This window comes from Noviherbaspirillum sp. FW303-A3 (genome assembly GCF_058788695.1).
This window is the reverse complement of sequence record NZ_JBYTAZ010000001.1, coordinates 1797215-1811548: the sequence shown is the minus strand read 5'-3', so window position 1 is coordinate 1811548 and position 14334 is coordinate 1797215. Positions and strand designations below refer to the sequence as shown.

7 protein-coding genes and 1 tRNA gene are annotated in these 14334 nt (G+C 58.8%); 4 read left to right on the top strand and 4 right to left on the bottom strand.

Features of this window, described 5'->3' with window-relative positions; genetic code table 11:
* Positions 1–48: 48 nt before the first annotated feature.
* Positions 49–1830, top strand: coding sequence for a DNA primase (gene dnaG / locus AC3WOY_RS08815; protein ID WP_492422808.1), 1782 nt, complete (start codon positions 49–51; stop codon positions 1828–1830).
* Positions 1831–2176: 346 nt separating this feature from the next.
* On the opposite strand, the gene AC3WOY_RS08810 is transcribed toward dnaG, so the two are convergent.
* Complete coding sequence (locus AC3WOY_RS08810; protein ID WP_492422806.1) at positions 2177–2473, bottom strand: hypothetical protein; 297 nt, start codon at positions 2471–2473, stop codon at positions 2177–2179.
* On the opposite strand from AC3WOY_RS08810, the gene rpoD reads away from it, so the two are divergent.
* Both rpoD and AC3WOY_RS08800 read left to right on the top strand, forming a co-directional pair.
* Positions 2463–4685 (top strand): RNA polymerase sigma factor RpoD, encoded by a 2223-nt coding sequence (gene rpoD / locus AC3WOY_RS08805; RefSeq protein WP_492422804.1) that lies wholly within the window; start codon positions 2463–2465, stop codon positions 4683–4685. The two genes, AC3WOY_RS08810 and rpoD, sit on opposite strands and share 11 nt — an antisense overlap.
* A 103-nt stretch (positions 4686–4788) precedes the next feature.
* Positions 4789–4867: transfer RNA gene (locus AC3WOY_RS08800), tRNA-Ile, on the top strand.
* Positions 4868–4926: 59 nt separating this feature from the next.
* On the opposite strand, the gene AC3WOY_RS08795 is transcribed toward AC3WOY_RS08800, so the two are convergent.
* Positions 4927–6978 carry an FG-GAP-like repeat-containing protein gene (locus AC3WOY_RS08795; RefSeq protein ID WP_492422802.1) on the bottom strand — a complete coding sequence of 684 codons (2052 nt, stop codon included), beginning with the start codon at positions 6976–6978 and terminating at the stop codon, positions 4927–4929.
* Between the two features lie 190 nt (positions 6979–7168).
* Between AC3WOY_RS08795 and AC3WOY_RS08790 the strand changes: the two genes are divergently transcribed.
* Entirely contained in the window at positions 7169–8611 is a 1443-nt protein-coding gene (locus AC3WOY_RS08790; RefSeq protein WP_492422800.1) for a DEAD/DEAH box helicase, read from the top strand.
* Between the two features lie 22 nt (positions 8612–8633).
* On the opposite strand, the gene gluQRS is transcribed toward AC3WOY_RS08790, so the two are convergent.
* The gene (gene gluQRS, locus AC3WOY_RS08785; protein ID WP_492422798.1) at positions 8634–9512 is read right to left on the bottom strand and encodes a tRNA glutamyl-Q(34) synthetase GluQRS; all 879 of its coding nucleotides are present in this window, start codon (positions 9510–9512) and stop codon (positions 8634–8636) included.
* Between the two features lie 13 nt (positions 9513–9525).
* Positions 9526–14280 (bottom strand): glycosyltransferase, encoded by a 4755-nt coding sequence (locus AC3WOY_RS08780; protein WP_492422796.1) that lies wholly within the window; start codon positions 14278–14280, stop codon positions 9526–9528.
* Between the last annotated feature and the right edge of the window lie 54 nt (positions 14281–14334).

Below are 14334 nucleotides of genomic sequence, written 5' to 3'. Positions count from 1 at the left end.
GCGTCGGCATGATTTTCCGGGACTGTCCCACGATACCAAGGCGCCGCCGTGATACCGCAGTCTTTCATCCAGGATCTGCTCAACCGGGTCGACATCGTCGACGTGGTCGGCCGCTACGTGCAGCTCAAGAAGGGCGGCGCCAACTACATGGGGCTGTGCCCCTTCCATAACGAAAAATCCCCCAGCTTCACCGTCAGTCCGACCAAGCAGTTCTACCATTGCTTCGGCTGCGGCGCCCATGGCACGGCAATCGGCTTCCTCATCGAATACTCGGGCCTCGGCTTTGTCGAGGCCGTCAAGGATCTCGCGCAGGGCGTCGGCATGATCGTGCCGGACGAAGATCGCATCCCGCCGGCACAGCGCGCCGAAGCGCAGGCGAAAAGCATGGCGCTCTCGGATGTCATGTCGCGCGCCGGCGACTATTACCGCCACCAGCTGCGCGGCGCCCCGCAAGCCATCACCTACCTGAAAAACCGCGGCTTGACCGGCGAGATCGCAGCAAAGTTCGGCCTTGGCTATGCGCCCGGCGGCTGGGACAACCTGCGCAGTGTCTTTCCCGACTACGATGCGCCGGCACTTGTCGAGGCCGGCCTCCTGGTCGATCGCAGTGACGAGGATGGCGGCGGGCGCAAGCGCTACGACCGCTTCCGCGACCGCATCATGTTCCCGATCCGCAACACTAAGGGGCAGATCATCGGCTTCGGCGGACGCGTGCTCGACAGCGGCGAACCGAAGTATTTGAACTCCCCGGAAACACCCCTATTTCAGAAGGGGCACGAGTTGTACGGCCTGTTCGAGGCAAGACAGGCGATCCGCGAAGCAGGTTACGTGCTGGTGACCGAGGGTTACATGGACGTCGTCGCACTGGCACAGCTGGGATTTCCACAGGCCGTCGCCACGCTCGGCACTGCATGTACGCCGACGCACGTACAGAAGCTGTTGCGGCAAACGGACGACGTGGTTTTCAGCTTTGACGGCGATGCCGCCGGACGGCGTGCCGCGCGAAGGGCGCTCGATGCCTGCCTGCCGCATGCCACGGATAACAAGACGATCAAGTTCCTGTTCCTGCCGACCGAGCATGACCCCGACAGCTATGTTCGCGAATACGGTGCGGAGGCTTTCGAGCAGCAGGTGCGTGACGCGATGCCGTTGTCACAATTCTTGCTAAAGGAAGTCACGCGGGACAACGACCTCGCGACATCCGAGGGCAGGGCGAAGGCGCAGTTCGATGCCAAGCCGCTATTGCAGGCCATGCCGCCTTCTGCGCTGCGCCTGCAGATCGTGCGCGGGCTGGCGCAGCAGACGCAGACGACGCCGGCGGAGATCGAGGCCTTGTTTGAGCTTGCGCAGCCGGTAGCTCGCACCAAAGTGGCGCCGCCCCGCACCAAGCGGACGCCGCCAATGGGGTTGGAGCGCCAGATGATCCGGCTCCTGGTGGCGCATCCCTCGCTGGCGGCCGGACTGGACCAGGCTGCGCTGGACGCCGTTGCTCAGCTTGCGCCGGACAACGCGGCCATGTTGATGCAGTTGATCGAAGCCTGCGAGGCGCTCGGCCCGCAAGCGAATTTTGCAGCGCTGGCAGAGCAGTTGCGTGCGCAAAGCAGTGATTTTGATGCACTTATCGCCGAAATTGCCGCAGATTCGGAGTCGGAACTTGACACGGCGCGTCTCGAACTTGCCGGGGCAGTCCGGCAGACTAAAATGCAGGTATTGAAAGGCGAGCTCGAAAGGCTTGCAACGACCGGTCTTGCGACCGATGAGGCTCGCGCACGCTATCGCGAGCTGATGCAAAAACAAGAGCAATTGAGGCGAGGGCAGGATCCGGCATAAGACTGTAACTGCCGGTAGTGCAAGGAGCGACGGACTGTTGTCGTGCCTGCGCATTCCGCATCGTGGGCGATCGCACCAGAATCATGCAACATCCTGGAGGCGCCGAGGTCGAAGACAGACGGCGGCGTGTTGTTGAATGCCTTTGAAATGGAGAAATGTTGCTCTCTGTGGTATAATTTAAAGCTTTTGATTCAAGACCTTAGGTTGTTTCGCTGACCGGGTTGAAATTTCAGCCGGACAACGAAAAGCCAGGGACATGTCGCGCGGGCGAATGCCGAAGCCAGTCACACTCATCGGCTCCACCAAGCGCAATTCACTCGGCGCACGAGAGCAAACCAGTTGGTATTCATTCCATGGCAAACGCAATGAAAAAAACCGCGAAAACGACTGTAACTGCAAAAAAGGCGAAATCGGCTGCAACTAAAGCGGCCCCGAGCAAGTCGATGGCAAAGCCTGCCGTGAAGAAGACCACTGCCGCCGCGCCCGCAAGCAAGGCAAAGACGCCGGTCAAAGCTGTGACGAAAACGGGTGTCAAGACTACGCCTAAAACGGCAACCAAGGCAACCCCGTCGAAGTCGAAACCTTCATCCCGAGCCGTTGCACAGCCGGCTCCCGAGAAACTGAAAGCACCCGTGACGAACAAGAAATCCGAATCGAAGACCGCAAGCAAGACCACCAAGGTCGCGGCGAAAGCCGAGCCGAAGTCCGATAGCAAAGTGATGGCGGTCAGCCAGACGACCGATGCGGAAGCATTGGCGGCGATCGACACGTCCAGCTACGTGTTGCCTGCGGTTAAAGTACCCGGTCGGCGTGGTCGCAAGCCGAAGGACTTCCAGCCGGAGAACGATGAGGTCGCCGCGCTGAATGCTGTCGAGCGTGCGGAGCTGAAGGCCGCCGACAAGGCAAAGGCCAAGGATCGCAAGGCCAAGGAAAAGGCACTGCTGAAGGACGCGTTTTCTTCCGACACCGAGGCATCCGAGGAAGAACTCGAGCAGCGCCGCCAGAAGCTCAAGACGCTGATCAAGCTCGGCAAGGACCGCGGCTTCCTGACCTATTCCGAAATCAACGACCACCTGCCCGAGAACATTGTCGATCCGGAAGCCATTGACGGCATCATCGGCACGTTCAACGACATGGGCATTGCCGTCTACGAGCAGGCGCCCGACGCGGAAACCCTGCTGCTGTCCGACAACGTCGCTACCGTCGCTACTGACGACGATGCTGAAGCTGCCGCCGAAGCCGCGCTGTCGACTGTCGATTCCGATTTTGGCCGCACCACCGACCCCGTCCGCATGTACATGCGTGAAATGGGCTCGGTCGAACTGCTGACCCGCGAAGGCGAAATCGAAATCGCCAAGCGCATCGAAGAAGGCCTGAAGGACATGATCCAGGCCATCTCCGCCTGCCCGACGACGATTGCCGAGATTCTTGCCGCTGCCGACCGCATCGAGAAGGATGAAATGAAGGTCGACGAAATCGTCGACGGACTCGTTGATCCGAACGCTTCCGAAGACGTCGCGGCCCCTGTCGCCGCCGTCGCCGCATCCGATGACGATGAGGAGGAAGACGAGGAGGAAGAGGAAGAAGAGGAAGAAGAAAGCGGTGGCGGTGCGGCTGCCGGTTTTTCCGCCGAACAGCTCGAACAGCTCAAGCGCGACGCGCTGGGCAAGTTGAGCGAAATCGCCTCGCAGTTTGACAAGATGCGCAAGGCCTACGAGAAGGAAGGCTACAACTCCAAGCCCTACGTGAAGGCGCAGGAAACCATCTCCAACGAACTGCTCGGCATCCGCTTCACCGCCAAGTTCGTCGAGAAGCTGTGCGACACGCTGCGCGGCCAGGTCGACGAGGTGCGCCATATCGAAAAGCAGATTCTGGAAGTGGCGGTCAACAAGTGCGGCATGCCGCGCACCCACTTCATCAAGGTCTTCCCGGGCAACGAAACCAACCTCGAATGGGTCGATGCAGAAGTCTCCGGCAATCATTCGTACAGCGCCATCCTCGGCCGCAACGTGCCGGCCATCAAGGAACTGCAGCAGAAGCTGATCGACCTGCAGGCGCGTGTCGTGCTGCCGCTGCCGGACCTGCGCAACATCAACAAGCAGATGGCCGCCGGCGAAATGAAGGCTCGCAAGGCCAAGCGTGAGATGACCGAGGCCAACCTGCGTCTCGTGATCTCGATCGCAAAGAAGTACACCAACCGCGGCCTGCAGTTCCTCGACCTGATCCAGGAAGGCAACATCGGCCTGATGAAGGCAGTGGACAAGTTCGAATACCGTCGCGGCTACAAGTTCTCGACCTATGCGACATGGTGGATCCGCCAGGCCATCACTCGCTCGATCGCGGACCAGGCACGCACGATCCGTATTCCGGTGCACATGATCGAAACGATCAACAAGATGAACCGCATCTCGCGCCAGATTCTGCAGGAAACCGGTGCGGAACCGGATCCGGCAACGCTGGCGATCAAGATGGACATGCCGGAAGACAAGATCCGCAAGATCATGAAGATCGCGAAGGAACCGATCTCCATGGAAACGCCGATCGGCGACGACGACGATTCGCATCTTGGCGACTTCATCGAAGACAACAACACGCTGGCTCCGGCCGACGCGGCGTTGCATGCTTCGATGCGTGGGGTGGTCAAGGACGTGCTCGACTCGCTGACGCCGCGCGAAGCCAAGGTGCTGCGCATGCGTTTCGGTATCGAGATGTCGACCGACCACACGCTGGAAGAAGTGGGCAAGCAGTTCGACGTGACCCGCGAGCGCATTCGCCAAATAGAGGCTAAGGCGTTGCGCAAGCTGCGTCACCCGTCCCGTTCCGACAAGCTGAAGAGCTTCCTCGAAGGCAGCTGATCCGCTGAACTGGCAATAGCGAAGGAAACCCAACCGGCGTTCTCAGCCTGAGGACAAAGGGAGAAGGCGGGACATGATGTACCCAGTCCGCCGAGAAAAGATTGGGCCTCTAGCTCATGCTTGGTTAGAGCAGCGGACTCATAATCCGTTGGTGCCGTGTTCGACTCACGGGAGGCCCACCATAAAAAAGAAGGGGTTACGTTTCGGCGTAACCCTTTTTCTTTCTGCCTTGATGGCAGGCCTAGCTGAAATACTGGTACTCGATGCCGTTCTGAATCGATCCGATTACCTGAGCCTGATTTTCGGGGCTTTCACTGAAGGAGTACAGTACCTGGGCTCGTGATTGCTGGGCGGTGCCCGCTACCGTGCCGTGCAGGATGCCTACCCAGAAATCGATTTCGTTCTGCACCGGTGTGCGATGCAATACGTTCTGGTACAGCTGGGTAACGAAGGCGCTGTCACCAAGGTTGTTGCCATACAGGGACTGGAACTCGCCAGAGTCCATGAAGTTCTGTGAAACCTGCAAGAGGCTCATGCCGGCGTCGATCGCCTTCATTTGCCAGCCGAGGCCGGGCAGGTCGGGAGTCCTGTTGAATGCTGCCTGGTACAGGCGATACGCCTTTCCTGCATTGCCGTCGATGTCCAGGGCGATGTTTGTATCGGCAAACCTGATTCGCTCGATATTGAGCAGCGTGTCCGTTCCATCGGCGCCGTCACTACTGTTGCTGTCCTGTACCTGATACCCGTTCGATAGCTTCGTCAAGGTGTAGCCGGAACGATTACCATTCATGACCAGCATGTCGACACCGGCACCGCTATCCACGATGTCATCAGCCGAGGTTGTCCTGGTCTGGTTGTTCGCCGAACTCGTGGTGGTAAGGTATGGCTTGCTCGCCAGGAGTCCGATCGTGATCAGTGAACTCTTCGACTGGTCGAATTGCGTGGTGACGATGCTGTATCCATTCGCCGTCGGATAAAAATGACCGCCGCCCAGCATCCATTCTTCCCCCGGATTGACAAAATCGCTGACCTTCAGCGTAGTGAATTTCCCCGTGCCGTCATTGAGCCAGACCAGCGGAGTCGATTGCTGCACCCGGTTGTACTCGACCGCAAAATCCATCGCGCCGTCATTGTTGAAGTCCAGTACCTTCACCCACATTGCCCATGGATTCCCGGTCGTCGTTCCGGGAGATGCCATCAATGCGTCCGCCGCAGGCATGCTGGTGGCGGTCACGTCGGTGAACACGTTGTTGCCATCATTGCGTAGCAGTTGCACGAAGGCGCCGTCGTAGAACGGATTGCCGTTGGTCCCGATCACGACAAGATCCTGCCTGGCATCGCCATTGAAATCGATCCGCTGGACATCAAGGGCGGCATAGGAAGGCAGCCCGGCAGGAACGGGAAGGAGGGTGACGGCGTCCTCGCCGAAAGTGCCACCCTTGTTCCATAGGATGGTGGTTCGGCTCAACTTGTTGAAGGATGTCGTCGCGTCTGCGGTAATCAGCAGTTCGGGCAGGCCGTCATTGTTCAGGTCGGTTAACGTCGAACCGGGAAACAGGTGCGATGTCCTGGGGTCGAGCAGGCCCCCTGAGTGGACGGGAATGTTTGACTGCGACTGGGTGAAGTTTCCTTTGCCGTCATTGATCAGCGTATAGGGCAGGATATGGTCCGGGTTGTCGTAGCCGTTGCCGACAAAGATATCAATGTCACCATCACCATCGATGTCGCCGGTTGCCGAAGAGTGCGAAAAGTCAAGCACCTGCGGCAACCGCGATGTCGCGTCGCTGAAGCCGCCGCTGCTCGTCGATAGGTATAGCCGGTTCTGTTCGCCGGGAAACGGCATCGCATCCCAGCCATGACTGGAGACGAAGAAATCATCCCGTCCGTCACCGTTGAAATCGGCGAAAAGAACTTTTCTCGGGTGTACCGTGTTGAGGGAGGAAACCGGAAATGCCGACTCGCTCACCGGCGTAAAGTTACCCTGTCCATCACCGAACAGGACGCGTCCCGGCTGGCCGGAATAATTGCTTGAAGCACCTGGGTAGAAGGCGCCTAGTATGAGCAGGTCGCTATTCCCGTCACCGTTCAGATCGTGGGTAACGGGACCGAAGAGCGCATTTGCATTCAACGTCGAATCGACGATCTTGAAGGGGGCGGCTGAGAAATATCCAGATAAAGTCGGCATGATGAGTTGAACAGATATTCGCGAGATTGCAGTATAGCAATGTTCTGAAAATGGCAACTTTGGAGGGGCTGCCGGATAAAAAGCCCTCCATTCGGGGCATTCCGGCAATTTTTATGCCTTCTTGTGGTCAGAGCAGGACGCTACGTATCGTGCTGATCCGGAAAAGATGCAGCCAAATCAACGATGTAGTACATGCGAGCGTATAATGAAGGGTTATTTTTAAAAACCGATTCACTGGCGGTAAACGGTTGAATCGCACTTGATCGACGGCCTCACCTGAAGCCTTATTGAAAGCACCATGTCAGACACCCAGCAAGCCACAATGCAACCCAGCAAGCCTGCAGTCCGTTTCGAGGATTTCGGACTTTCGGCCGATATCTTGCGGGCCCTTGCCGACCAGGGATATGTGCATCCGACCCCTATTCAGGCTGAAGCTATTCCGATCGTGCTCCAAGGGCGTGATGTAATGGGTGCGGCCCAGACCGGGACAGGCAAGACTGCCGGTTTTTCATTGCCGATCATCCAGCGCCTGCTTGCACATGCAAACACCAGTGCGTCGCCGGCACGCCATCCAGTGCGTGCGCTGATTCTCACTCCGACGCGCGAGCTTGCCGACCAGGTTGCGGACAATGTAAAGGCATACAGCAGACATACGCCGCTCCGCTCGGCAGTCGTGTTTGGCGGCGTCGACATGGCGCCGCAAACGGCAGCATTGCGCGCAGGCGTCGAGATCCTGATTGCCACCCCAGGCCGCTTGCTCGACCATGTGCAGCAGAAGACCTTGAATCTGACGCAGACGCAGATCCTTGTCATGGATGAGGCTGACCGCATGCTCGACATGGGCTTCCTGCCGGACCTTCAGCGCATCATCAACCTGCTGCCCAAGCAGCGCCAGAACCTGATGTTTTCCGCCACGTTCTCGCCCGAGATCAAGAAACTGGCGAACAGCTTCCTGCAGAGTCCTGTGACAATCGAAGTCGCACGCAGCAACGCGACGGCCGACAACGTCACGCAGGTCCTTTACAAGGTCGACGATGAGGCCAAGCGCGATGCTGTCACGCACATTATCCGCGAGCGCGAATTGAAGCAGGTCATCGTGTTCTCCAACACCAAGATTGGAGCATCCCGCCTGTCGCGTCATCTGGAGAAGGAGGGCGTGAAGGCTGCCGCAATTCATGGGGACAAGACCCAGGCTGAACGCATGGCGGCACTCGAAGCCTTCAAGCAGGGGATGATCGAAGTACTGGTGGCCACCGATGTGGCCGCGCGCGGACTGGACATTGCCGAACTGCCTTGCGTCATCAACTACGACTTGCCTTACAACGCGGAAGACTATGTTCACCGGATCGGCCGTACCGGGCGAGCCGGAGCTTCAGGCGACGCGATCTCCCTCTTTACGGACAAGGAAGCGCGTCAGTTGGCCGATATCGAAAAGCTGATCAAGCATACGATTTCGAGGCTGCAGTTAACAGGTTTCGTGCCATCGCGCTCCGCCGATCGCCGCTCGCGTCCGACCGAAAGTGAAGACCGGGGCGCAGCGCCGGTGCGCAGTTCCCCATATGGCCGAGGCGCATATGGTTCTGCTCGCAAGGAAAAGATCGACCCCTGGTTCCTCAAGCCCTACGAACCGGCCGTACCAGGGCTGGAAGCGGAACACAATGGGACACCCGCCCAGGGGGGCGGCGTGAAGCCGCAGAAGAACAAAGTGGCGGCCTTGCTTGGTGGCGGCCCCAAGCGTTGATGAAGGCTGATTCGTGCAGCTTTCAGAGAGGGTGATTGCGGGCGATTGCCCACAATGGAATCGCCCTGTGCCAGAAATCCTGAACCGAAGCCGCTTGATCGATCTGCAACTGCAGAAAACGTGCGGCCGCGATCAACTCTTCCAACGGATGCGACAGGTCAAGCGCCCGCGCGCCGGTCTGCTTGGAAAGCTTTTCCCCGATGTCGTTGGTGACAACAGGGACATGCATGTATTGAGGCGTGGGCAGGCCTAGCAGGCGCTGAAGATAGATCTGCCTTGGCGTCGAATCCAGCAGGTCCGCTCCACGCACGACGTGTGTAACACCCTGGTCACCATCGTCCGCGACGACAGCCAACTGATAAGCCCAGAAGCCGTCCGCGCGCTTGAGCACGAAATCGCCGACTGCCGTGGCAAGACATTGGGTGACCCGGCCTGCCCAGCGATCCTCGAATTGAATGCATCCTTTTTCGTCATCGGGTATCCGCAGCCGGTAAGCGCGCGGCGCTCTCCCCGGTGCCAGCCCATTCCTGCAGGTTCCAGGATAGATTGCAGCCCCATCGCTGGCAAAATCAATGCGCGAATCAGCGATTTCACGGCGTGTACAGCCGCAGGCATAGACATGACTTGCAAGTTTCGCGAATGCCGCTTCGTACAGTGACTTTCGGCGGCTCTGCCAGACGACTTCTCCATCGAAGTTCATCCCGAATGCGCCGAGGCATCGCAGGATATCTTCCGCGGCGCCCGGCACCGTGCGCGCTTCATCGACGTCCTCGATCCTGACCAGCCATTGCCCGCGGCGCGCGCGCGCGTCCAGGTAGCTTGCCATTGCTGCCACCAACGACCCCCTGTGCAGCGGGCCGGTTGGAGACGGGGCAAAGCGGCCGATGTAGGCTGGGCGCATTTTTCAGGGCACGTTACGCGCTTTCGGCGACAGGCGACGGCGCTACCACTTCCGGGGGGCCTTCCGGTATCGTCCGATACCAGTTTTTCCCGACGACGGCGTCTACCAGTTGCCGGACGCTTTCCGTCCAGGTAAGCCAACGTATTCCTTCCGGTGACGGAACACGGTTCACTGCATACTGCGCGAGCCACCTGTTCAGCGCATCGTAAAGGGAATCGTCCGAGGTGCCGCTGAAGTAAAAAGCATGTTCGCCGGCGACTTCGCGGAAAACAGGCAGATCTCTCGCAATGACGGGAAGCTTGTGATGAGCCGCCTCGATCAACGGCAGGCCGAATCCTTCTCCTTCGGACGCAAGCAGCAGGGCCGACGACGTCTCGTAGAGACTGAGAAGGGTGTCGTCGCTTGCTCCTTCAAACCAGAAAAGGTGCTTGCTGTGCTCGGCATGGGTACGCAGTCGTGCCACCAACGGCTCGACCATCCATCCCTGCCGTCCCACGATCACGAGGTCGACATCACTACCCTGCGCCCATAGCCTTTCAAATGCGGCTAATGTCTGTGCGTGGCCTTTTCGCGGTTCGACCGTGCCAACCATGAGAATGCTTGGCCGCGAGTGAGGCTGTTCAAGTGCTTTTCGTGGCGATCTATCTCTGGAGATCTCTGCCCCGAGGTGAAAGTATCCGATATGCAGCGGCTGTGCCCTTGCCACCTGCCGTGCGCCGACCCAGGCGACGATTTCATCCGCAACGGTGCGTGAAATGCCGACCACGCCGTCAGCAATCGCAACGACCTGTTCGAGCCATTCGGCAAACGTCGCTTGTGCGTCAGCGGGGAAAGCCTCCGGCCGCAGTACCGGCAGCAGGTCATACACGACGAAGAAGACTTGAACGCCGTGATTCTTGAAGTCATTGAAGACGCACCGGTTTTCCCGAACGGAGTCGGGAGACAGGTCGAGACCCAGGAACATATCGCCGCTCCTGACCGTGATGGGTTCGTCGTTCTGTACCTTTGCACCGGTGATGTTCGAAGTGAACCGGCGCGCGTACGCGTAGTAGCCGCCGGCATCGTACACCGGTTCAACCCTGTATCCATTTGGCGGGGTGGTCAGCAGTTCCACAAGGACGTGATGTACGACACGCTGAATCCCGGAATTGAGGTTATGCCTGGCAAGGAACGTGACATCGACCAGCAGTTGCGCTGTTGCAGGATCTGTCGTGTCATGGGACGGCAACTGGAGCGCTTTTGTCTGGTTTGTAGCGCGCGTCTTGTCCAGACGACGGGACATGATCTGTTCGAGATAGTCGCGATAGATTTCTACGACATGCGACTTCGCAGTCTCGCTGTCCGTAGGCAAATCCGTGCCTGCATCCACGTCGGGCAGGTCATTGCGCAGTTGGAGAAGCGTTCTGCTGACGGATTCCATTGAAAAAGAATCGGTTCCCACAATCGCGGGCACGCCGTGGGCCAGGCTGTCGGCTATCAATGACGGCGCAATTTCATGTGCGCCAGGTTGCAACAGAATGGCCGCATCCGCAGAGCGCAGGCAGGCACAACGCGATTCTCTCGAACTGTCGCTGACGATGTGGATGCGGCGGTTGTCAGCATGCGACAGCAAGTCCTTGAGCGCGTTGCTACATTCGCCAATGACGGCGAGGTGATAGCGTTCGTCGGTGGAAAACGACGCTTTCAACCATGCTTCGACAAAATGTTTGTCTGCATCTTTCGATGCTGGCGTGCTGAAGAGGCAGGCCATGAAATCGCTGTCCTTCAGTTTCGCCTGTCTGCGCGCGATGGTGCGTGCGTTCGACAGCAGGGCCTGCTTCTCGGCCGTGAGGCCATCGTTTGAATGAGGGCGCATGCATGCGAGTTCGGAAGTGTCACTCAATGCCCTCATCCATTCAACAAGTAGTGCTTGCGCCCCCTGCAGGAAGTCACCCGGTTGCAGCCACGTGAGGCCGACAGAGACAACTTTCACCCCCCGATGCCGCAATCCTGCCAGCAGTGAGGTTATCGTCGCGTCCGCAACGGATGCGAGTCCAATGAATACATCGCCGAACCTCGCCTGGGCAGGCGCGTCATCCAGCTGGATCTCCGCAGCGCCGATGAGGTCCAAAGTGAAGCGGCGTGCATACTTGAAACGACCATCTGCCGCGTAAACCGGTTCGATGCGGCAACCCTCGATCTGCTGGTTCAGCAAGACACCCAGGGCTTCCCTGGCTGGCTTCAATGCACTGTTGCTGGCAGCCGGCTCCAGCAGTCCGGTTACGTCGAGCAGGATTTGCTTCGGCGCCGCCACGGGCTGATTGGCTGCGATGCTTTCTGCGGCCGCTGCAAGATCTTGGGCCGAAGGCGGCACCGGAGCGGCGATCGCAGCGATAGAGCGCAGCAGCCGCTGGTAGCGGGCACCGGTGCTCTCGGTCGACAGCAGGTCGATCGCATCCCGGTATCGGGCAGCAATCTGTGCCGGATGATGTGCAGAACGAATATGATCGACGGCCTGCTTTGCCAGGCTCCGGCCGTTTTCCGGATTTTTGCGCAGCGCCATCAGGGCATCGCCGAGCTGCGGAGCCGCGAATTCGTCCGGTAACTTGATGACTACGCCATCCGGCAGGTCCACGGATGACCCGTGCATATTGATGATCGCGGGTACTCCATGGGCCATGCAGTCAAACACGGTACCCGAGGTTTCGCCGCGGGACCTGGTGCGTAACTGTACTGCTGCGTCGGCCGCAGCCAGGTATGTCCGGTACAGTTCCGGGGAGGCAAAACCAGTAATCTTGATGCGATCGCGGCACCCGCTCGAATCGATCTTTTGCAACAACTCGTGTCCATAGGGGCCGGCATGGTTTTCACCGACGAAGACAAGGTGACATTGCTTGTCCTGTGCAAGGGGAGAAGCAAGCCAGGCCTCCAGAAGCCGTTCGTTGAGCTTCGTCGGTCCGATCAGGCCAAATGAACAGACAAGGAAGTCTTCGTCTGACAGTTTGAGTTGCCGGCGGGCTGATTGGCGGTCCACCTTCTCCGGCAGGGCGCGCAGATGCGGAATCAATTGCCAGTTCGCCGCACTGCCTTCACCGTACCATTTTCTCCCAAGCTCCATGGAGAACCGGGAGTGGACGATGATGCCCAGTGCGTTGTCCAATATCCAGCGGTTGCATGGATAAGTCCACATCGCCGACTCACGGCCGTTTCGCTGATGTTCGATCAATGCGGGGTAACCATGCGATTCATACAGCGCACGGGGAAATGCGCCCGGTATCGTGCCCGCGTAGTCGGCAAACTCCAAAATGCCGCTCATGAAAAAATCGTGCAGCACAACAACCCCCGGATGGCGCTCCAGCAAGCCGAACATGTGCTGGTGGAAGCCGGAGTTTCCGAAGTGGTAGAGAACACGGTCGTAGCCGGCCGCATGCGCCTCGAACCATTCAACCGTCCGAACCGGGAAATTGGCTGCTACCCAGGGATCGGTCACTTCAGCCTGGGTAACGACAACCTCAATCTCATAATGACGGGCGAGTTCGGGAAGCAGTTCGGCACTATAGTCAGCAATTCCTGATTTTTCCGGGGGAAGCGGTGAGAGATACGCCATCCTCGGCCGGGGCTTGCCGGTTGTAACGGCGACAGCGGTTTTTTGCTGGCGGCGGTCATGCTGATGCTCGAATGCTTCCCAGACGCGTTTTGCGCTCGCATCCCACGAGAAATTTTTGGCCTGCACCGGGCCGTGACGCTGCAGTGACGACTTGAAATCCTCATTGGTCAGCACCGAATGGATCTTGCGAGTGATCGCGGAAATATCCCTGGGATCGAACAGCGCGTCTTCACGTCCGAGCACTTCGGGAATGCTGCTGGTGTTGGAGCCGATGACCGCGGTACCGCAACACATGGCTTCGAGAACCGGCAACCCGAATCCTTCATGCAGGGAAGGGAAGACAAACAGCGTGCAGGCGTTGTACAAGGCGATGAGGTCTTCCTCGGGGACGAACCCGGTCAAGACCACATCCGATTTTTCAAGGCCGGCACGGGAAGCCAGCGATTCGAGCCGGCGCCGATTGTCTTCGTCGATGCTGCAGACGACGGCAAGCTGGTATTGCAACCGCACTTCGCGCGGAAGGCCGGCGAAAGCCTCGATCAGGCCCTCGATGTTCTTGCGGTGATCGATACCGCCGGTGTACATCAGGAATGGCCTCGAGAATCCGTACCGGTTTCTCAGGCCGGCCAGCTCTTCAACCGAAAGGATGCGAGGACGGAACACCGGATCCACTGCCGACGAAATGTTGACAACCTGATCCTCGGGCAATTGCAGGGCCGCGATGGCTTCCCGGCGCGAGTGCTCGGAAATCGAAAGGAGCAGCTCGGCATTTTTCAAGGAAAGCAGTTTGCGGTAGTACCATTCGCGAACGCGCGGATGGGTGAGATAAATCTCCTTGTTCAAAAGCGGAATCAGGTCGTACAGCGTCACCGCCGTATCGAAACGCCCGCTGAAGTTTCCGGTAGAGGTGACGGAGTCGTCACCCGGCCCCTCGAACAAGCTCGAGACATGAACGATATCGGGGGAGAGGCCGGCGAGAAAATTTTCGCGTATCCGTTCTGCGGTTCTTGCGCGCCACAAATTTGCCGGATCGAGCTGGCTGAGCTGCCCGAAGACATTGAAGGTACGTATGCTGTCCTTGCGCAACAGCCCGTCAAATGCCTTGCGCACAGGATTAATAGTCTCCGGAAAGCGGTCGTTTAGTGCAATCAGCACTTCATGGTTGCGTGCCTGGCGCGCCATTGCCTGGCTCAAGGACATGGAGTAACGGCCGATTCCGCGATTCCTGCTGCCGGA

What these genes read in the sequence shown, in the direction of transcription:
- AC3WOY_RS08790 (WP_492422800.1), top strand. Translation starts at nt 7,169, where the DNA reads ATGTCAGACACCCAGCAAGCCACAATGCAACCCAGCAAGCCTGCAGTC.
- gluQRS (WP_492422798.1), bottom strand. Translation starts at nt 9,512, where the DNA reads ATGCGCCCAGCCTACATCGGCCGCTTTGCCCCGTCTCCAACCGGCCCG.
- AC3WOY_RS08780 (WP_492422796.1), bottom strand. Translation starts at nt 14,280, where the DNA reads ATGGCGCGCCAGGCACGCAACCATGAAGTGCTGATTGCACTAAACGAC.